Raw genomic sequence first — 21050 nt, 5'->3', positions numbered from 1 at the left:
TTAGTGCTTCAGGGAGTCGTTGGCGGATCATTCTTGACTACAGCGGAGTCCGGCTTCTCGCTCTGCTGCTTTAGCAGGTCACGAATTTCAGACAGCAATTGCTGATCTTTTGTAGGGCCTGCAGGGGCTGCCTTCTTTTCTTCATGCAGGCGCAGACGATTGAGTACCTTGATCGCGCTAAAAATGGCAAAGGCGATAATGAGGAAGTCAAAAATCGACTGGAGGAACTTGCCATAGGAGAGCAGAACGGCAGGGTTATCGCCATGCGCAGCTTGCAAGGTAATGGCAAGGCTCGAAAAGTCTACTCCGCCCAGGATAAGCCCAAGGGGCGGGGTAATAACGTCGGCAACAAATGATGAGACGATCTTGCCAAAAGCACCGCCAATGATGATCCCAACGGCTAGATCGACGACGTTACCTCTCATGGCAAATGATTTGAATTCGTTTAGAAAGCTCATAAGCACTCCTTCTGCAATGGAATGGTAGTGACGCCATCGCTAACGTCTTGGGCACTTTGAACCGTAAAACCGCTTCGTTGTTTCGAGAGGTTTCAAGAAAAGTGTACTGCTGCATTAAGGTGCACTTTGCCGGAGCGCTGCGGTCCACCTTATGGATGGGTTGAACGGCCCAGATTATTCAACTTGCCTGAGGAGCTTACCTATGGTTGCCGAGCACAACTTGCACAAGGATTTTCCAAACAAGGTTCAGCAGTTCGAAGAATTGCGTGAAAAGAATCCTGAGTTTGCCAAGCTGGTCGAGCAATACGACGCACTGGACAAGGAAATCCTTGAAATCGAAGGGTTGGTCGAAAACAGTGGCGACGAAGAGCTAAACCGCTGTCGGCGTGAACGGGTTGTAATCAAGGACAAGATTGCACGCGAACTTCAGGGTTAGTGAACGGCTCTAGGTCGCTGCTCTCTTGCAGCGGCCATAACTTAAAATCAGACGCTTTTAATATTGATTCTGCCAATGGTGCAATAACAGGTATTCAATTTAGCGAAGCGACTCGGGTTCCTTACTCTTTGGTGTGCTGAAAGAGCACTTCATTAAAAAAGAGAGGAATCCTTCATGTCCATTCGGACTTTTTCAGGCCATGCTTTGAGTCTGATTGCTGCCAGTGTTTTGGCTTTTTCCGTTGCTCATGCCGATACCCTCACGCGCGATAATGGCGCACCGGTGGGCGATAACCAGAACTCTCAAACCGCAGGCGCAACGGGTCCTGTCATACTGCAGGATGTTCAGCTTATTCAAAAGCTACAACGCTTTGACCGTGAGCGCATTCCGGAGCGCGTTGTGCATGCCCGCGGTACCGGGGCTCATGGTGAGTTCGTTGCACTGACCGATATCTCGGATCTGACCAAGGCCAAAGTTTTCCAGAAAGGTGAAAAAACGCCGGTTTTTGTACGTTTCTCTGCGGTAGTACACGGTAATCATTCGCCAGAAACCCTGCGTGATCCTCGCGGTTTCGCCACTAAGTTCTACACAGCCGACGGCAACTGGGACCTGGTAGGCAACAACTTCCCAACCTTCTTTATCCGTGATGCCATCAAATTCCCGGACATGGTTCACGCCTTTAAGCCGGACCCACGCACTAACCTGGATGACGACTCCCGTCGCTTCGACTTCTTCTCTCATGTACCTGAAGCAACCCGTACGCTGACCGAGCTGTACTCCAATGAGGGCACGCCTGTTGGCTACCGCTTCATGGACGGCAATAGCGTTCACGCTTACAAGTTCGTAAATGCCAAGGGCGACGTTCACTATGTGAAGTTCCACTGGAAGTCGTTGCAGGGCATCAAGAACCTTGATCCTAAGCAGGTCGCTGAAGTGCAGGGCAAAGACTACGCCCACATGACGACTGATCTGGTCGGCGCGATCAAGAAGGGCGACTATCCGAAGTGGGATCTTTACGTTCAGGTGCTCAATCCTGAAGATTTGGCCAAGTTCGACTTCGATCCACTGGACGCTACCAAGATCTGGCCGGACGTGCCAGAGCGTAAGATCGGTCAGATGGTCCTGAATAAGAACGTGGATAACTTCTTCCAGGAAACCGAGCAGGTTGCCATGGCGCCCGCCAATCTTGTGCCCGGTATCGAACCTTCTGAAGACCGTCTGCTTCAAGGCCGTGTGTTTGCCTACTCCGACACCCAGATCTATCGCCTGGGTGCTAACGGTATGACGCTGCCAGTTAACCGCCCCCATGTAGCCGTTAATAATGGTAATCAGGATGGAGCAGCTAACACAGGTCATACCGTGACCGGTGTGAATTATGAGCCAAGCCGCCTGAATCCTCGTCAGGAGAACACGTCGGCTCGTTACAGTCAGTTGCCTTTGAGCGGTACGACTCAGCAGGCGAAAATCCAGCGCGAGCAGAACTTCAAGCAGGCAGGTGATCTGTATCGCTCCTATACCAAAAAAGAGCAGCAGGACCTGATCCAGAGCTTTGGTGAGTCCTTGGCGAATACCGATACAGAAAGCAAAAACATCATGCTGTCTTATCTGTACAAGGCTGACCCTGAGTACGGTACCGGTGTAAGCAAGGTGGCAGGTGGTGACTTGGCTAAGGTCAAGCAGCTGGCCGCCCAGTTGAAAGACTGATCCGCTCTACAAAGTACCTCCAGTGCGGCACTGCCGTGCTGGGGGCACTCTTTCTCAAGAGATGCCGTCATGCGTAGCCTGTTGTTAAGTACCGTGCTCTTGTTCAGCACGGCATGTTGGGCAGGCGAGTCCAGCCCAACCGCTCCATCCAGTGACTCGGCAGCCATTCAGGCCCAGCTGCGCGACTATTTTTTCACTGCGGCCCGTGAGGGGCGCTCTGATATGTTGGCTGAATTTATCAATACCCATTACGACCTTAATGTCCAGGATGAAAAGGGTTACACCGCTCTTATTCTGGCGGCTTATCACGGCCATAAGGAGTTGGTCGAGCAGTTGCTTAAGGCAGGTGCTGACCCGTGTGTACAGGATAAGCGCGGTAACACAGCCCTCATGGGCGCTATTTTCAAGGGTGAAATAGCAATTGCTCACCGGCTGGTTATGGCCGAATGCAGCCCTGATCAGCGCAACAGTTCCGGGCAAACCGCAGCCATGTATGCCGCCTTGTTTCAGCGCAAGGAGGTACTCGATGCGTTAGCGGCCCAGGGTGCAGACCTTAACGCTAAGGATGCTATGGGAAATACGGTGGAAAAACTCGAGCGCGGTGAGTTCAGCCAGGCGCCTGCTCAATGACTGTAAGACTCATCATATTTCACACGATTGCATTGATGTGTACCTGTAAATCCATACAGTGATATATAATCGGGCTTTACCTTTCACAGGAGCCCGGAATGGCCAAGGCCAAGCGTATGTATGGCTGCACCGAATGCGGCGCGACGTTTCCCAAGTGGGCAGGGCAGTGTAGTGAATGTGGTGCCTGGAATACACTCGTCGAGACAGTAGTCGAGTCCGCTCCGGGGCCGGCCGGCCGGGGAAGTTGGACCGGCCAGCAAGCGGTACTCAAGACCCTGGCTGAGGTCAGCGTTGAAGAAACGCCACGCTTTACTACGGACTCTACAGAGCTGGACCGAGTGCTGGGCGGTGGCTTGGTAGACGGCTCGGTTGTGCTGATTGGGGGTGACCCAGGCATTGGCAAGTCCACCATTCTTCTGCAAACCCTCTGCCGTATTGCCGAGCGTATGCCGGCGCTTTATGTCACCGGTGAAGAGTCTCAGCAACAGGTCGCCATGCGAGCCCGTCGTCTGGGTTTACCAGAAGACAAGCTCAAGGTCATGACCGAGACCAGCATTGAGAGCATTATTGCCACGGCGCGGCAGGAAAAGCCGCGTGTCATGGTAGTGGACTCCATCCAGACAATCTTTACCGAGCATCTCCAATCTGCACCGGGCGGCGTTGCGCAGGTACGCGAGAGTGCGGCTTTGCTGGTACGTTTTGCCAAGCAGACCGGCACAGCCATATTTTTGGTCGGACATGTGACAAAAGAAGGTGCGCTGGCGGGGCCGCGGGTGCTGGAGCACATGGTAGATACCGTGCTTTATTTTGAAGGCGAATCGGATGGTAGGCTGCGTCTGCTACGGGCAGTCAAGAATCGCTTCGGCGCAGTAAACGAGCTGGGCGTCTTTGGCATGACGGATAAAGGTCTGAAGGAAGTATCCAACCCTTCAGCCATCTTTCTGACACGTGCGCAGGAAGCCGTGGCAGGTAGTGTGGTCATGGCTACGTGGGAAGGCTCCCGGCCGATGTTGGTTGAGGTGCAGGCGCTGGTTGATACCAGTCATTTGGGTAATCCTCGCCGGGTAACGGTCGGTCTGGATCAAAACCGCCTGGCCATGCTTCTGGCTGTTCTGCATCGACATGGCGGTATTCCTACCTATGACCAGGACGTTTTTATTAACGTAGTGGGCGGTGTAAAGGTGCTGGAAACCGCCGTCGATCTTGCTCTGATGGCCGCAGTCATTTCCAGTCTGCGTGATAGGCCGCTAGCTCATGACCTGCTGGTCTTTGGCGAAATTGGTCTGTCTGGCGAAATTCGCCCTGTGCCCAGCGGCCAGGAGCGCTTGAAAGAAGCTGCCAAACACGGCTTCAAGCGCGCCATTGTTCCAAAAGGCAATGCGCCCAAGGAATCACCGCCTGGCCTGGAGGTGATTGGCGTTACCCGGCTTGATCAGGCGTTGGACGCCTTATTTGAGTGATGCTGGTCAGTCCTTGCCGAGCGCGGATAATTCCCGTTCCAACAAGGACTGATCCCCGAGGTTGAGCTCGATTAGACGACGCAAATGGCTAATCGAGTCGAGATCAATCTTGTGGCAGGCAAAACCCAACTGATCGGCCTCGACGCGTACCAGATCGGCATCCATTTCCACTTTGGTTTCTGCATCCAATGAGATGACGATATGAAAGGGTCCGTCTTGCTGACCTGTCCACTCAGCAGGTTTCTTGGTTAACAGTCCTTTCAGCGAAATGTCGTTGACCTGTTCTGTCCAGGACTGATCGCCCTGCTGAATCCGAGCCGAAGCATCAAATGCAAACCGCTTGAAGCGCCGGCGTTCGGTTGAATCAGTCATTGTCGCTACTCCTGAATGCGATAGAGGTGACTTCACCTCATTCTATCGGCCCAAGGCGCGGCATATAACTGATTGCCGCTTAGCGTTACAGCTTAGTCAATGAACGGCAGGTTGCTCGATAAAAGGCCGAGGCTTCATCATCTAAGGCATCGAGTAACGTCTCGAGACACCCATTGCCAATCATTCACATACTGAATACTCAAAGTGCCATCACAAACCAAACGCTCTAGACCAAGGTCTTATAGCGGAATTGCCAGCTTGGGCTAAGCTTGAGCGGCAGCTTCTTTGTCCGTTTGTCATGGAGCGTTTATGAATAATAACAATAGTGTGTTCCGCCATGTGCCCTGGGCTGTGGTGGCGGCTGTGGGGGCTTGCGCCTTAGGAGTGGTGGCCTTACGCCGGGGAGAAACGATCAATGCGTTATGGATCGTTGTGGCGGCGGTTGCCCTGTATTTAGTTGCCTATCGTTATTACAGTCTCTTCATTGCCACAAAAGTCATGCAGCTGGACCCTACACGGGCTACACCCGCTGTTCTTAACAACGATGGTCTGGATTACGTTCCAACCAACAAGCACATTCTGTTCGGTCACCACTTCGCCGCTATTGCAGGTGCAGGCCCATTAGTTGGCCCGGTGCTGGCTGCGCAAATGGGTTACCTGCCGGGTACGCTCTGGCTGATTGCCGGTGTGGTGCTGGCGGGTGCTGTGCAGGATTTCATGGTCTTATTCATCTCCACTCGCCGCAACGGCCGCTCCCTGGGGGAGATGGTGCGAGAGGAAATGGGGCAGATCCCCGGAACGATTGCCTTGTTTGGCTGCTTCCTGATCATGATCATCATCCTCGCGGTGCTGGCCCTGATTGTCGTGAAGGCCCTGGCACATAGCCCGTGGGGCATGTTCACAGTATTGGCTACGTTGCCCATTGCCGTCTTCATGGGCGTTTATATGCGCTTCATTCGGCCTGGTCGGATCGGTGAGATTTCGGTTGTCGGCCTGGTGCTTCTGCTGGTATCTATCTGGTATGGCGGTGTCATTGCTGCCGATCCTGTCTGGGGTCCGCGCTTTACCTTTACCGGCGAGCAGATCACCTGGATGCTGATCGGTTATGGTTTCGTTGCCTCGGTTTTGCCCGTATGGCTACTGTTGGCACCTCGTGATTACCTGTCAACGTTCCTAAAGATCGGAACCATCGTGGCGCTGGCCATTGGTATCCTGTTCTTGGCACCTGAGCTGAAAATGCCTGCCTTGACGCAGTTCGTTGACGGCACCGGTCCCGTCTGGAAGGGCACGCTGTTCCCGTTCCTCTTTATCACCATCGCTTGTGGGGCCGTGTCTGGCTTTCACTCGCTGATTGCATCAGGCACTACGCCTAAGCTGCTTAGCCGTGAGACCGATGCCCGTTATATCGGCTATGGCGCTATGCTGATGGAGTCTTTTGTGGCCATCATGGCACTTGTGGCGGCTTCCATCATTGAGCCTGGTGTGTACTTTGCCATGAATAGCCCGGCGGCCATTATCGGTGCCGATGTTACCAGTGCAGCCGCGACCATCAGCTCCTGGGGCTTTGCCGTAACACCGGAAATCCTGACCCAGACAGCTCAGGATATTGGTGAAACGACTATTCTTGGCCGCGCGGGCGGCGCACCTACACTGGCAGTCGGGATTGCTCAGATTCTCCATCAGGTGCTGCCCGGTCAGAACACCATGGCGTTCTGGTACCACTTCGCGATTCTGTTCGAGGCTTTGTTTATTCTGACAGCAGTAGATGCCGGTACTCGTGCTGGTCGCTTTATGTTGCAGGATTTGCTGGGTAACTTTGTACCGGCCTTGAAGCGTACCGACTCCTGGATTGCCAACATGATTGGCACTGGCGGGTGTGTCGCACTCTGGGGTTATCTGCTGTATCAAGGTGTTGTCGATCCGTTGGGAGGCATCAATACGCTCTGGCCATTGTTCGGTATCTCTAACCAGATGCTGGCAGGTGTGGCGTTGATGCTGGGAACCGTGGTACTCATCAAGATGAAGCGCGAGCGTTACGTCTGGGTCACTGCTTTGCCAGCCACTTGGCTGTTGGTCTGCACCACCTATGCAAGCCTGATCAAGCTGTTTGATGCTAACCCGGCAGTCGGTTTTCTTGCCCAGGCACATAAGTATCGTGATGCGCTGGCGGCTAATCAGATAATTGCTCCGGCCAAGACGGCTGAGCAAATGCAGCAGATCATGATCAACAGCTATACCAATGCAACCCTGACTGTACTGTTCCTGATCGTAGTAGCCAGTGTGTTGTTCTACACCGTAAAAGTAGGGTATGCCGCCTGGTCCAAGCCGCAGCGGACGGACAAGGAAACTCCATTCCAACCACAGCCAAATGTTTGATGGGAGCCGCGCATGTTTAATGACCTTGCCAACCTTGGAAAATACCTGGGTCAGGCGGCTCGCCTGATGGTGGGTATGCCAGACTACGATACGTACGTCGAACACATGCGCGGTAAACATCCCGACTTGCCTGTCATGACTTATGAAGAGTTCTTTCGGGAACGGCAGGAAGCGCGGTATGGTGGTGGCAAGGGCAAGACCTTCCGCTGCTGTTAAGCACCACGCAGTGTGATTCATCCACGGGCCAGGCTTTTTAGTCTGGCCCGTTTCATTTAGGGCTGCTTATGTCTACAACACCTATTCCTGTAACGGTTCTGACCGGCTTTCTCGGCGCTGGCAAGACAACACTGCTGCGTTATCTGCTGGAGGGCGACCATGGGCTCAAGATTGCTGTTATCGAAAACGAATTCAGCGAGGCCGACATTGACGGGGCCTTGCTGGGTGATAAGGCCGTTCGTATCGTAAAAGTAGCTAATGGCTGCGTCTGCTGCACAGGCAGCAAAGACCTGTCTTATGCACTGACGGTACTGCTTGAGCAACTCGATCAGGGGGAGATCGAGTTTGATCGGCTGGTGATCGAGTGCACGGGATTGGCTGACCCTGGTCCGGTTGCCCAAACCTTTTTCATGGACGAGGACCTGCGTGAGCATTACCTGTTGGACGGTATCATTACCCTCGTGGATGCTGTCCATGCCCAAGAGCAGTTATCCAGGTCAATCGCACAGGCTCAGGTCGGCTTTGCGGATCGGCTGCTGGTCAGTAAGCGTGATCTGGTAGAGGAGGCGGACTTCCTGGCCTTGTGCGAGCGTCTGCAGCGTATCAACCGAAGGGCACCGGTTCACGTAGCTGATCATGGCCGCATCGATTTGAGCGTCCTGTTGGATATTCGCGGCTTTAACCTGAACGATCAATTGGACAGAAAGATGCTTTTCCGTCCGCTAATGGCCGGGCGCACAGAAAAACCAGACAACATTACCTCGCTGGCGCTCAAGGCTGAACGCCCACTTGATATAGACCGTATCAGCCGCTTCATGGAGGGTGTACTTGAGCGACATGGCAGCAATCTGCTGCGTTATAAGGGCATTCTTAATATTGTCGATGAACCCAGGAAGCTCTTGTTTCAGGGTGTTCAGCGCTTGTATGGAGCGGACTGGGATAGAGAGTGGGAAGACAACGAAGTCAGAGAGAGCGTCATTGTCTTTATTGGCATGGACCTGCCAGAGGCAGAACTGCGCGAAGGTTTTGAGTCGGCTCAAGTCTGATACGCATAAAAAAGCCCGGCAAGAGCCGGGCTTTTCGTAAGGCTTAAGCTTACTGACCGTAAACCGGTAGCTTGGCGCAAATAGCCTGGACTTTCTCGCGTACGTTATCGATTACGGACTCGTCGCCCATGTTATCGAGAATGTCGCAGATCCAGCCTGCCAGTTCACGGCACTCGGCTTCTTTGAAGCCACGGGTGGTAACGGCTGGAGTACCGATACGCAGGCCCGATGTTACAAACGGGGAGCGTGGATCATTCGGAACAGAGTTCTTGTTTACGGTGATAAACGCGCGACCCAGAGCAGCGTCGGCATCTTTACCCGTAATGTCCTGCTTGATCAGGGACAACAGGAACAGGTGGTTCTGAGTGCCGCCGGAGACCACATCAAAGCCACGCTGGATGAACACTTCAGCCATGGCTTGGGCGTTCTTGATCACTTGCTCCTGGTAGGTCTTGAACTCCGGGGCCAAGGCTTCCTTGAAGCAGACAGCCTTGCCGGCAATCACATGCATCAGCGGGCCGCCCTGAGCGCCTGGGAAGACGGCGGAATTGAGCTTTTTCTCGATTTCTTCGTTGGCTTTGGCCAGGATCAGACCGCCACGTGGTCCGCGTAGGGTCTTGTGCGTAGTGGTAGTAACCACATCGGCAAACGGAACCGGATTCGGATAGATACCTGCAGCGACCAAGCCGGCAAAGTGAGCCATATCAACAAACAGATAAGCGCCCACTTTGTCTGCAATTTCGCGGAAACGGGCGAAATCCAACACCTGAGAATAGGCGGAGTAACCAGCCACGATCATTTTCGGCTTGTGCTCAACTGCCAGACGCTCGACTTCATCGTAGTCGATCAGGCCATTTTCATTGATGCCATACTGAACTGCGTTATAAATCTTGCCGGAAGAGCTGACGCTGGCACCGTGAGTCAGGTGGCCGCCATGGGCCAGGCTCATACCAAGGATTGTGTCGCCGGGCTGCAGTAGCGCCAGGTAGACAGCAGAGTTAGCCTGGGAGCCGGCATGGGGCTGAACGTTGGCGTAGTCAGCGCCAAACAGCTGCTTGGCACGATCAATGGCCAGCTGCTCGACCTTATCGACGAACTCGCAACCGCCGTAGTAGCGCTTGTTCGGATAGCCTTCGGCGTACTTGTTCGTCAGGACAGAGCCTTGGGCCTCCATGACAGCCGGGCTGGTGTAGTTTTCCGAAGCGATCAGTTCGATGTGATCTTCCTGACGCTGGGCTTCCTGCTCCATAGCGGCATACAGATCGGCGTCGAAGCGGGCGAGGGTTAAGTCACGGCTGAACATGGGGTTCCCCTGAAAAGCGACTGGGCTAAAAGAGGACATATTCTATCCCAATCCTTGGGAGCCTGGGTATGAGCACCTGTCATGCGGCTGCCAAGCTGTGCTCATGCAGACAGCCGCATGTGCTATATGAGGCGTAATCGTGTCTCGATCATTTCAGGCGACAGCGGTTTGTCAAAGAGATACCCCTGAACCTCATCGCACTCGTGGTCACGCAGGAATTTGAGCTGCTCTTCATTTTCTACCCCTTCGGCAATAACCGACAGGTTCAAACTGTGCGCCATGGCGATGATTGCGCGCGCGATCTGGGCATCCTGCTCACCGTAAGGAAGGCCATCAACAAAGCTGCGATCAATCTTGAGAATATCGATAGGTAATTGCTTCAGGTAATTGAGCGAGGAGTAACCGGTTCCAAAGTCATCTACTGAAATGCATACGCCTAACTCTTTCAGGCTCCTGAGCGTATTCAGCGCATCATCCACATTTTGCATGAGGATACTTTCCGTCAGCTCAAGCTCAAGGCAGGCGGGTGGTAAACCTACTTCCTGCAAGATCTTGGCGATATGCTCGCCCAGGTGGTTATCCGCAAACTGACGGGCCGAAAGGTTGACAGAAACCTTCGGAATGCGAACTTTATTATCATGCCAGACGCGAAGCTGGCGACAGGCTTCCTTGATGACCCAATCCCCAACCTGGATGATCAGGCCAGTCTCTTCAAGCACCGGAATAAAGTCCACAGGCGATACGTTGCCTCGGCGTGGATGATTCCAGCGGAGTAGGGCCTCAAGGCCCGTCAATTGGCTATTGGAGCATCGATACTGTGGCTGATAATGCAGGGTAAATTCATTCTGCAATAAGGCATGGCGCAGATCGGCTTCAAGCTCAATGCGTTCCAGTGCCCGAGCGTTCATTTCCGCTTGGTAGAACTGGAAATTGTTCTTGCCCATTTCCTTGGCGTGATACATGGCCGTGTCTGCATTTTTCATCAGCTGGCTAAGTTCGCTACCGTCTTGGGGCGACAGGGCAATCCCGATGCTGGCACTGACGAAAAACTCGCGACTCTCCAGAATGAATGCTTCAGACAGGCTTTCCAGAATGTTCTCGGCTACACGAATAGCACAGGCCATAGCGTCTTCCCGAGTTCCCAGGTTGGCCAGCAGCAGGGTGAACTCGTCACCTCCCATACGGGCCACACTGTCTTCGGTTCCTACGCAAGCTGTCAGGCGTACGGCTACTTCCTTGAGCATCCGATCGCCTGCTGCGTGTCCCAGTGAGTCGTTGATCGGCTTGAAACGGTCCAGGTCGAGAAACATCAACACGACCCAGCTGGCATGATGAGCTGCTTGCTCCAGTGCACTGTGGAGGCGGTCCTGGAACAGCGTACGGTTCGGCAGGAGCGTCAAGGCATCGTAATAGGCCAGACGGTGAATATGCCGCTCGCTGGCCTTACGCTCGCTGATGTCCACAAAGAAACACACGAAGCTGACCAGATCGCCTTCATCGTCGCGCACGCCCGTGATGCCGATCCAGGAGGGGTAGGGCTCACCGTCCTTGCGCTTCTGCCACAGCTCACCTTCCCAGCTGCCCTGTACTGCCATGTGGTTCATGATATGGGAGAGCTGATTGGCTTCCTGCAAGTCCGCACATAGCATGCGAGGCTGCTGATCGATGACTTCCTCTGACTCATAGCCGGTCATGCGAGTGAACATCTGGTTGACGCGTACAATATAGCCGGCCGGGTCGGTCACTAGAATGGCGGCGGCTGAGTGATCGAATACGGTAGCGGCCATGCGCATGTCTTTTTCTGCGCGTCGTTGGGCTGTGATGTTTCGGCAGATGCCGAGCAGGCCTTCGAAGCGGCCATGCTTGTCCCAAAGCGTTTCCAGGCGCATTTCCAGGCTCAACTTGTGCCCATCGGCGTGCAAGCAGTCCAGAATGATGACCTGACTGGCCTCCTGGCGTACCTCTGCCATTCGATGGGAAGAGCCCAGTGAGCGGCGTAGCTTTTTAAGCCAGTGCCTTAATTTCTTAAGTTGCTGGGAATGAGTGGTCAGGTCATAGGGATTGAGCGCGTAAAGCGTTTCGAGCTTATAACCCAGAAGGTTTTCAGCCGACGGGCTTATGTAATTGATAGCCAGCCGCTGATCGGTGCTGAAAATGACGTCGCTGATACTTTCTGCCAGCAGGCGATAACGGCGTTCCTGATCACGTAGCAGGTCATTAGCCTCTACCATCTCGGTTACGTCCAGTGCCAGGCCGATGATCTGACGCATCTGGCCTTCGCTGTCGCGCTGGAACGCCTGCTCACGCAGATCAAACCAGCACCAGTGACCGTTCTTGTGACGCCAACGAATCAGACAGTCGTTTACTTGGCCTTCCTGGATGACTTGGCGCATGGTGCGCAGACGCTCGAATAGCTCAGTGTCATCCGGATGAAGGAGTGTGGTGAGAGCGTCTGCTCCCAGTCTCTCCAGTTCGGCCTCACTGTAGCCAAGCTTAAGCCCCAGCGGATGATTCTGGTAATCAATCGTATGAGTCTTTAGGTCGTACGTATAAAGCGTGTCCGGTGCTGCCTTAACCAGATCGGACCAGAATCGCTCTCGCTCTATCAACGAAAGCTCGGTGCGCTTGCGTTGGGAAACATCCGTAATGCTTAACGGTACCGCTTCGTATCCCGTCTCGGCAGGCGGGAGATGGACCGAGAACCAGAGATAGCGCTCGCCTTGCGCTGTGACTAACCGGCCTTCTACATCAAGAGTCTGTTGCCCTTCGGCCAGCGCGGCGATCATTTTAACGCGCTTACCATTGATGTTGGGCTCATTACGCCCGATTAGGTTAGCCTGTGCCTGATCAATGCTCGTGATGCCCAGTAGGGTTAGCGCCATCTGGTTCATTTCGGTAATACGAATCAGATTTAGTAGCTCATGCCCTTTCGAAGGGTTTACCTTGATCCAATGATAAAACGCACGGGCATTGGAAATATTTTGCTCAAGCAAGGCCTGATGCAAGCGGGAAAAATCCAGCACACAGATTCCGGTATTGATTCCTTCGAAAATACCCTGGTAGCGCTGGCGTGTACTTTCTATCGTCCTGAGAGCCTGTTGCTGTTCGGTAACATCCCGCAGTATCCAGGCATACCCTGTAAAGCCCCCCCGGCTTTCTCCAGTCCCGGTCGAACCTACACCGTAGCGGCTGATGGCAAACAATCGGTTCTGGCCATCATGCTGGCGTAGCTCGACGATATGTTCCTTTTCCGACTCTTGAGGTGTGGGGAGATCTGCTGCGGGAACCAGATCCCTCAAGGTGTGCTGCTCAGCGTCTGACTGCTCGATACCCAGAAGAAGGGATGCTTTTCGGTTGAGGTAAAGCAGGCGGCCCTCTTCATAGGTGACCAGAACGCATTCATCTACAGCATTCAGGGCCTGCATCATCAGGCGCAAACTCTGTCGTGACGAACGCGAGGCCAGATGAAAGCCGGATCTTTCTCTCTGCAGGCAATACACCAGAAGCGAAACGCATAGGGTCAGCAGCACAAATGTAATGATGCGCCACAGGAACAGCGTTTGCCATGAAAGGACTGAGGGACTTAAATGGCTACCGAGTAGCCAATCAGTGCCATCCAGCGTGAGTGTAAAGGTCTGCTTATCTGAGGCAGAAAGTTCTGTAGACGTGTCTTTGGCTAACGTTGCACCGCTTGCCTTGTCTGTAATCGTCCAGATTAACTCATGAGAGTGGCTCTTCACTCTGCTTAGACCCAGGCCAGCCTCTCCCGAAATCAGCCACCAGCCATTGGCCTCTTGCCTAAGCAGAACATAGCCGTCTTCTTCAGGGGCGTAGCCATAATAGAACGGCCGGGTTTCCGTGCGGCGTAGTAGGCTGTCCAGAGATTTCGCATCAAGTCCTGACGGAAAGGTCGAGGGCTCTATAAGCGCTTCAGCTGGAATCCAGTGAAGGTGTCTGGCCTCAGGGTAAATGGCACGTAGATTCGCCGGTAATGCATCGGCGCCTTGCTCTGGCTTGACTGTATGAAGCTCGGTAATCGCCTGATGAGCGAGAAAAGCGAGGGTTTGCTCAATGTGTTCGGCTTTTTGCAGGCTTTGCTCCTGCGCAAAACTGCCAAGCATGGCGTTTCGCTGGTTCAGCTCTTTGTGAAGCTGCCAGGACAGTGCGCCAAGCAATAGCAGAATCAATCCCGCCAACACCCACTTCAGCACACTAAATGCAGGAGAGCGTGTCAGCAGGGTTTGTAATGGCAGGCAAGCAGAAGGTTTCACGTCGGGTTTTCCAAAAGAGTGCGATTACAAAAGAAAACCGCACACGCTATAGACTGTCCTGTCACTGGGTGAGGCGCTCATGGAAGGTATAGTCATCATCCTGTCTGCCAGTACAAAGAGATTTCTGGACATCCCTAGCGTTATCGCCTGCATTGTGCAGATTCTTAAGTGATTATTTGACTATCGCTTGAGTCGAGACCTGCAATCCATCAAATAGTGTATGAGGGACTTCGACAGCTTGGCTCAGTCCCGCCATACTATTCGCCTACTTTTGTATCAGTACCAAGGTTCATCCATGGCTCAATACGTTTACTCCATGCATCGGGTCAGCAAGATCGTGCCCCCGAAGCGAGAGATTTTAAAAGACATTTCCCTGTCCTTCTTTCCTGGCGCCAAGATTGGCGTACTGGGTCTGAATGGTGCGGGTAAGTCTACCCTGTTGCGTATCATGGCTGGGGTCGATACGGAGATCGACGGCGAAGCTCGTCCGATGCCCGGTATCAACGTTGGCTATCTGCCGCAGGAGCCGCAGCTCGATCCGAGCAAGACGGTTCGTGACATCGTCGAAGAGGCCGTTGGTGCGATCAAGGAAGCCCAGGAGCGCCTGAACGAAGTATACGCCGCCTATGCCGAACCCGATGCCGACTTTGATGCGTTGGCTGCCGAGCAGGCGCGCCTGGAAGCCATTATCCAGGCCTCTGATGGTCATAATCTTGAGCGCCAGCTGGAAGTAGCCGCCGATGCTCTGCGCTTGCCCCCGTGGGATGCGAAGATTGAGCATCTTTCCGGTGGTGAAAAACGTCGAGTGGCGCTATGTCGCCTGCTACTGTCTGCCCCTGACATGCTGTTGCTGGACGAGCCGACCAACCACCTGGACGCCGATTCTGTCGCCTGGCTTGAGCATTTCCTGCATGATTTCGCCGGTACCGTCGTAGCGATCACGCACGACCGTTACTTCCTGGATAACGTAGCAGGCTGGATTCTTGAGCTTGACCGTGGGCATGGTATTCCTTTCGAAGGCAATTACTCCGGCTGGCTAGAGTCCAAGGCTAACCGTCTGGCGCAGGAAGCCAAGCAGGAAGCCGCCCATCAAAAGGCCATGAAGGCTGAGCTGGAATGGGTGCGCTCCGGTGCCAAGGCCCGACAGTCCAAGTCCAAGGCTCGTTTGCAGCGGTTCGAGGAGCTTCAATCCCAGGAATTCCAGAAGCGCAGCGAAACCAACGAGATCTATATTCCAGCAGGCCCGCGTCTGGGTGACAAGGTTATCGAGTTTCATAACGTCACCAAGGGTTATGGCGATCGCGTCCTGATCGACAACCTGAGCTTTAGCGTGCCCAAGGGCGCAATTGTCGGTGTAATCGGCGGTAATGGCGCTGGTAAGTCTACGTTGTTCCGTATGATCACAGGCAAAGAGCAACCAGATTCTGGCACCATCGAAATCGGCGAAACCGTTCAGATCGCTAGCGTCGACCAGAGCCGTGACAGCCTGGAAGGTAACAAGACTGTATGGGAGCAGGTCTCTGATGGTCTGGACATGATCCGTGTAGGCAACTATGAAGTGCCTTCCCGTGGTTATGTAGGTCGCTTCAACTTCAAGGGTGCTGATCAACAGAAGTTCGTCAAGGACCTGTCTGGCGGTGAGCGTGGCCGTCTGCACATGGCATTGACGTTGAAGCAGGGCGGCAACGTGCTGCTGCTGGACGAACCGTCCAACGACCTCGACATCGAAACCCTGCGGGCATTGGAAGAAGCGTTGCTGGACTTCCCTGGTACTGCCATCGTGATTTCCCACGATCGCTGGTTCCTTGACCGTATCGCTACTCATATCCTTTCCTACGAAGACAACTCCCAAGTGATGTTCTTCGAAGGTAACTACACTGAGTACGAGGCGGATCGTAAGAAGCGCCTCGGCGACGCTGCTACACAACCCAAGCGTGTGAAGTACAAAAAGCTGAACTGATCAGCTCTTGTGTACTAAAAGGCCGCCGCATTATTGCGGCGGCTTTTTATTGCCTGCGCTCACTGGCCTGAAGGATGACGTCAATAATCTCATCTGGAGACTGACGAACATCAATGAGCAGAGCCTCCTGCTCGCTAGGAGGCTCAAGCGTGTCAATTTGGCTCTGCAGCAGGCGCGGGTCGAAAAAATGGCCGCGACGGTTGAGTATCCGCTCACTGAGCACCTCGGCAGGTCCATTCAAAAAGACGAGAACAATGCCTTCGGTGGCAGTTTGTAAGCGTTCTCGATACTGTTTTTTCAACGCCGAGCAGGCAAATACATGAGTTTGCCGGTTGTGATGAGCCTCCTGCATCGCAGCACGAATGGCATCCAGCCATGGCCAGCGATCATCATCATTAAGAGGAGTGCCCTCGGCCATTTTTTTCCGATTGGCCTCGCTGTGGAATTGGTCGGCATCGGAGAATTGGCAGCCCAGACGCTTAGCCAGACGTTCTCCTATAGTGGTTTTGCCACTGCCTGATACGCCCATGATCAGATAAATCATTCATCCTCCAGGATTGGGGTTCGATGCTTTAAGGGTAGCCCTTTCAGCAGCAAGCGCCTCCTTAGAGTCAGAGTGAGGTGCATCAGAAGATTTCCTGATGGTGAGCGTCGTCCCGATCGAGGCAACTACAATACAGGCCAACGCTATCCATTGACCCAGGGTTAACCTCTCGCCAAGAAAGATAAAGCCTGACAGGGCGCCCAAGGCAGGAGACACGCTCATCAACGTGCCAAATGTCTGTGTAGGCAGTTTTGTCAGTGCCATCATTTCCAGCACATAAGGCAGGGCAGAAGACATGATCGCAATTGCCAGAATAATCGGCAGCGTTTCGACCGCAAACAGGCTGGGTCCTGCTTCATAAAGTCCCAATGGTAAGACTCCCAGCGCCGCAATGCTCGAACCCAGTGCAACGGTGCTGGCACCATAGGCCGCTCCGGCTTTCTTGCCGAACACGATGTAGAGGGCCCAGCAGGCACCTGCCAGCAAGGCGAAAAACGCGCCTAATAGATCTATACCGTCGGCAGCATGCCCGACCGGCAAAAGCAATACCAGCCCTAAAATAGCCAGGATGATCCACACAAAATCGATCAGCCGACGAGAGGCAATTATGGCGACGGCCAGGGGGCCTGTGAATTCAAGGGCGACTGCGATTCCAATGGGAATCCGCTCCATGGCCAGATAAATCGAAACATTCATGATGCCCAAGGCAATGCCATACACGACCAGGGATTTCCATAGCCTCCCTTTGCCAAGGACTTTCCACGGTCGAAGAACAGCTACAAGTAGCAGGGCGGAAAAGAGAAGGCGCAGCGTGGTCACGCCGATCGGACCCAGGACAGGGAAAAGACTTTTGGCCAAGCTGGCGCTGCTTTGAAGAGAGATCATTGCCACCAGTAACAGGCAGACCGGTATGAGAATAGCCAAGGGCCGAGCATTTAGTTGAGACATTCTGCTAGTGCTTATCCGTTTTGATTGAGCAATAGCAGAATGAGGAAAGCAAAGCGAGTAACACTTGGTGGCGTCCCTGAGTCAGCAGCATTTTCTAGAAAGGAGTTTAATTGCTGTCCTTTTGTTCTTTACTATCCCCACGTAAAGCACGAGCCATGCCGCGTCGCTTGCTGCGCTCCCAGTCCTCCTCGTGTTCGCTCCAGCGTTCGTCATAATAACGACGAGTCTGCTCGTTTTGAGCGGTACTGGCACACTGACGGTGGCCATCCTCCCAGCCTTGCGCGTAATAACGTTCCTGGTCATACCGCGGCACATTTTTATGAAGCGCGCCAATGCCATTGACTGCCTGCTTACCGGTTAGGCACCCATCGTGATAACCGTCGGCATAGGGGGGTGGATACCCCTTTGCAACCAGCTGATCACGGTAACTTTCACAGCCGCTTAGGCCTATGACCAGGGTTGTAGCTAATAACGTTCTAATCAACATGATGGTACTCCTGCGCAAACCTCACAGCCGCTGATGCAGCAACAGAAAGCTCTTAGGTCGACTGCGCATAACCCGTTTCTTTTTTTACCCTCTTTTCTTAAGCGTAGCCCCAGACTGGCGAGTCGGTGTTATTTCTGAGGCTAGGCACTTCCATGTCACAAATTCGTCAAAACGGTGTAACCGCTTCGTGTGCCATGATGACCGGGGAGGCATTGCCATGCCTTGCTCTTATCCGGCTTGCAACGCCAGAATGCGGACAGACATGTCCGAACGACACAAGGATTTCCGATGCATGATCCTGTAGCTGCCGGCCTACGCCTGGCGCCTGACGAATTGACCAGTCCCTTTGACCCTGCCCAGCTGTCCTTTAGCACCACTGATGAATTAGAGCCATTTCGAGGCATTCTAGGTCAGGAGCGTGCTGTAGAGGCCTTGCAGTTTGGCGTAGCAATGCCTAGGCCTGGCTATAACGTGTATGTAATGGGTGAGCCCGGAACAGGACGTTTCTCCTTCGTACAGCGCTTTTTGAAAGCGGAAGGCAAGCGCCTGCCTACCCCTTCGGATTGGGCGTATCTGAATAATTTCGATGAGTTGCGTGAGCCTCGTGCCGTCGAGCTGACGCCAGGCAGTGGCGATGACTTTGTCGCAGATATCGAGCAGCTGATCGATAATCTGCTGGCAACTTTTCCTGCTGTTTTTGAGCATCCCGCTTACCAGCAGAAAAAGAGCGCCATCGATCGGGCGTTCAATCAGCGCTACGATCAGGCATTGGATACTGTAGAGCGTGCCGCGCTGGAAAAAAGCGTGGCACTCTATCGCGATAGCACCAATATTGCCTTTACGCCCATGAAGGAGGGCAAGGCGCTGGATGAAGCCGACTTTGCCCAGCTGCCTGAGGAAGAGCGCGAGCGTTTCCATGCCGATATTTCTTCACTAGAGGAGCGACTCAATGAGGAACTGGCCAGCCTCCCTCAATGGCGTCGCGAGTCCAGCAATGAACTGCGTCGGCTGAATGAAGAAACCATTACACTGGCTCTACAGCCGCTGCTGGCTCCCCTGGTTGAGAAGTACAACGATAATTCAGGCGTTTGTGCGTACTTGCAGGCCATGCAGGTAGACCTGCTCAAGACTGTCGTCGACCTGCTAATCGATGATGCGAAAACAGATACACAACGCCGTAAGGATTTAAAAGAGCAGTATCTGCCCAACTTGGTGATCGGCCATCATGCGACCGGTGGCGCACCGGTAATCTTCGAGCCTCATCCCACCTACGACAATCTTTTCGGCCGGATCGAATACAGCTCCGACCAAGGCGCGCTGTACACCAGCTATCGCCAATTAAGGCCGGGTGCATTGCATAAAGCCAATGGCGGCTTTCTGATCGTCGAGGCGGAAAAGCTTCTTACCGAGCCCTTTGTCTGGGAGGCTCTAAAACGTGCTTTGCATTCCCGGCAGCTCAAGATGGAATCGCCGCTGGCAGACCTTGGTCGCTTTGCGACCGTTAGCCTCACGCCGCAGGTGCTCCCGCTACACATCAAAGTCATCATCATTGGTTCACGGCAGATCTATTACACGCTTCAGGAGCTTGATTCAGAGTTCCAGGAAATGTTTCGAGTGCTGGTGGATTTCGATGAGGAGATTCCACTGCGCGATGACAGCCTTGAGCAATTCGCACAGCTTCTCAAAACACGTACCTCTGAAGAGCGGATGGCACCCTTGACCGCAACGGCGGTTGCTCGTCTTGCAACCTATAGTGCCCGCTTGGCGGAACATCAGGGGCGACTGTCAGCTCGGATCGGTGATTTGTTCCAATTAGTCAGCGAGGCTGACTTCATCCGTCAGCTTGCAGGCGATGAGGTAACGGACCGCGGTCATGTAGAGCGTGCCTTGAAGGCCAAGGAAACCCGCACAGGGCGAGTTTCAGCTCGCGTGCTGGATGACATCATGGCGGGCCAGATCCTGATCGATACCGAAGGGGCTGCAGTAGGTAAATGTAATGGCCTGACAGTTCTTGAGGTTGCGGATTCGGCTTTTGGTATGCCTGCCCGTATCTCCGCTACTGTTTATCCTGGCGCCAGTGGCATCCTCGATATCGAACGAGAAGTCAGCCTGGGTCAGCCGATTCACTCCAAGGGTGTAATGATCCTGACGGGTTATCTAGGCAGTCGGTATGCTCAAGAGTTTCCCCTCGCTATCTCTGCCAGTATTGCCCTTGAGCAGTCCTACGGTTATGTAGATGGCGACAGTGCCTCTCTAGGCGAGGCGTGCACGCTCATCTCCGCACTTTCACGCACACCTCTCAAGCAGTGCTTTGCCATAACCGGTTCAATTAACCAGTTTGGCGAAGTGCAACCTGTGGGTGGGGTAAACGAAAAAATCGAAGGCTTCTTCCGCTTATGTGCAGCCCGTGGCTTGACTGGTGAACAAGGGGTCATTATCCCAAGAGCCAATGTCATCAATCTTATGCTTGATGAGCGCGTGGTAGAGGCGGTGCGAGAAGGACGCTTCCATATTTATGCCGTTCGTCAGGCAGACGAAGCCCTGAGTCTCTTGGTAGGTGAACCCGCAGGTGCGCCGGATGCACAGGGCAATTTTCCTGAGGGCAGCGTAAATGCTCGGGTGGTGGAGCGGCTTAAAGACATTGCTGAACTTGAGTTAGAAGATGAACTAGCCGACAAATTGAAAGATAAAAGCAAAAAGGATACGCAGGACGAGAACTGAGTATGTGCGGCTAGGTCGGAAGAGTGAGAGATGCGCTATGGCCGATAGGTCATGGCGCTCCGCAGCTGGCTTGCGCTGCTGATGTTCGTTATCGCTCCTCGATAACTCCTCGGGCACG

The 21050-nt window shown here is 53.8% G+C and carries 16 protein-coding genes; 9 read left to right on the top strand and 7 right to left on the bottom strand.

Translation table 11 applies throughout. The features are described 5' to 3' along the window. Nucleotides 1-8: 8 nt before the first annotated feature. Nucleotides 9-458, bottom strand: a complete 450-nt coding sequence (gene mscL / locus IEX86_RS02450) for a large-conductance mechanosensitive channel protein MscL (RefSeq protein ID WP_188864469.1) — start codon at nucleotides 456-458, stop codon at nucleotides 9-11. A gap of 202 nt (nucleotides 459-660) precedes the next feature. Between mscL and IEX86_RS02445 the strand changes: the two genes are divergently transcribed. The 4 genes from IEX86_RS02445 (at nucleotide 661) to radA (ending at nucleotide 4688) form a co-directional block, all read left to right on the top strand. Next, entirely contained in the window at nucleotides 661-894 is a 234-nt protein-coding gene (locus IEX86_RS02445) for an HP1242/YdcH family protein (RefSeq protein WP_188864468.1), read from the top strand. A gap of 174 nt (nucleotides 895-1068) precedes the next feature. Further along, nucleotides 1069-2598, top strand: coding sequence for a catalase KatB (gene katB, locus IEX86_RS02440; RefSeq protein WP_188864467.1), 1530 nt, complete (start codon nucleotides 1069-1071; stop codon nucleotides 2596-2598). 69 nt (nucleotides 2599-2667) lie between these two features. Next, nucleotides 2668-3228, top strand: coding sequence for an ankyrin repeat domain-containing protein (locus IEX86_RS02435; RefSeq protein ID WP_188864466.1), 561 nt, complete (start codon nucleotides 2668-2670; stop codon nucleotides 3226-3228). A gap of 98 nt (nucleotides 3229-3326) precedes the next feature. Continuing rightward, a complete protein-coding gene (gene radA / locus IEX86_RS02430) occupies nucleotides 3327-4688 on the top strand; it encodes a DNA repair protein RadA (protein ID WP_188864465.1) in 1362 nt (453 codons plus the stop codon). Between the two features lie 6 nt (nucleotides 4689-4694). Here the strand turns inward: radA and IEX86_RS02425 are convergent, their stop codons facing one another. Next, nucleotides 4695-5060 carry a PilZ domain-containing protein gene (locus IEX86_RS02425; protein ID WP_188864464.1) on the bottom strand — a complete coding sequence of 122 codons (366 nt, stop codon included), beginning with the start codon at nucleotides 5058-5060 and terminating at the stop codon, nucleotides 4695-4697. 309 nt (nucleotides 5061-5369) lie between these two features. On the opposite strand from IEX86_RS02425, the gene IEX86_RS02420 reads away from it, so the two are divergent. From IEX86_RS02420 to yjiA, 3 genes are all read left to right on the top strand, one after another. Continuing rightward, on the top strand, nucleotides 5370-7436 hold the full coding sequence (locus tag IEX86_RS02420; RefSeq protein WP_188864463.1) for a carbon starvation CstA family protein: 2067 nt from the start codon (nucleotides 5370-5372) through the stop codon (nucleotides 7434-7436). Between the two features lie 12 nt (nucleotides 7437-7448). Beyond that, nucleotides 7449-7652: a YbdD/YjiX family protein gene (locus IEX86_RS02415; RefSeq protein ID WP_010797159.1), complete on the top strand. Its 204-nt coding sequence runs from the start codon at nucleotides 7449-7451 to the stop codon at nucleotides 7650-7652. A gap of 68 nt (nucleotides 7653-7720) precedes the next feature. Continuing rightward, nucleotides 7721-8698 (top strand): GTPase, encoded by a 978-nt coding sequence (yjiA, locus tag IEX86_RS02410; protein WP_188864462.1) that lies wholly within the window; start codon nucleotides 7721-7723, stop codon nucleotides 8696-8698. 49 nt (nucleotides 8699-8747) lie between these two features. On the opposite strand, the gene glyA is transcribed toward yjiA, so the two are convergent. Next, complete coding sequence (gene glyA, locus IEX86_RS02405) at nucleotides 8748-10001, bottom strand: serine hydroxymethyltransferase (protein ID WP_188864461.1); 1254 nt, start codon at nucleotides 9999-10001, stop codon at nucleotides 8748-8750. A gap of 122 nt (nucleotides 10002-10123) precedes the next feature. Beyond that, nucleotides 10124-14272 (bottom strand): sensor domain-containing protein, encoded by a 4149-nt coding sequence (locus tag IEX86_RS02400; RefSeq protein ID WP_188864460.1) that lies wholly within the window; start codon nucleotides 14270-14272, stop codon nucleotides 10124-10126. A gap of 295 nt (nucleotides 14273-14567) precedes the next feature. On the opposite strand from IEX86_RS02400, the gene ettA reads away from it, so the two are divergent. Then, on the top strand, nucleotides 14568-16232 hold the full coding sequence (ettA, locus tag IEX86_RS02395; RefSeq protein ID WP_188864459.1) for an energy-dependent translational throttle protein EttA: 1665 nt from the start codon (nucleotides 14568-14570) through the stop codon (nucleotides 16230-16232). A 46-nt stretch (nucleotides 16233-16278) separates the two neighbouring features. Here ettA and IEX86_RS02390 read toward each other — a convergent pair whose 3' ends face one another. The 3 genes from IEX86_RS02390 to IEX86_RS02380 form a co-directional block, all read right to left on the bottom strand. Beyond that, nucleotides 16279-16776: a gluconokinase gene (locus tag IEX86_RS02390; protein ID WP_188864458.1), complete on the bottom strand. Its 498-nt coding sequence runs from the start codon at nucleotides 16774-16776 to the stop codon at nucleotides 16279-16281. Beyond that, nucleotides 16777-17724, bottom strand: a complete 948-nt coding sequence (gene rhtA / locus IEX86_RS02385; RefSeq protein WP_229685232.1) for a threonine/homoserine exporter RhtA — start codon at nucleotides 17722-17724, stop codon at nucleotides 16777-16779. A gap of 106 nt (nucleotides 17725-17830) precedes the next feature. Further along, nucleotides 17831-18211 carry a hypothetical protein gene (locus IEX86_RS02380; RefSeq protein ID WP_188864457.1) on the bottom strand — a complete coding sequence of 127 codons (381 nt, stop codon included), beginning with the start codon at nucleotides 18209-18211 and terminating at the stop codon, nucleotides 17831-17833. Nucleotides 18212-18499: 288 nt separating this feature from the next. On the opposite strand from IEX86_RS02380, the gene IEX86_RS02375 reads away from it, so the two are divergent. Further along, nucleotides 18500-20932, top strand: coding sequence for a Lon protease family protein (locus IEX86_RS02375; RefSeq protein ID WP_188864456.1), 2433 nt, complete (start codon nucleotides 18500-18502; stop codon nucleotides 20930-20932). Nucleotides 20933-21050: the final 118 nt, after the last annotated feature.

It is taken from the genome of Pseudomonas asuensis (assembly GCF_014646755.1).
Classification (GTDB): domain Bacteria; phylum Pseudomonadota; class Gammaproteobacteria; order Pseudomonadales; family Pseudomonadaceae; genus Chryseomonas; species Chryseomonas asuensis.
The sequence above is the reverse complement of the archived record's forward strand: the minus strand, read 5'-3'. Positions and strand labels throughout refer to the sequence as shown.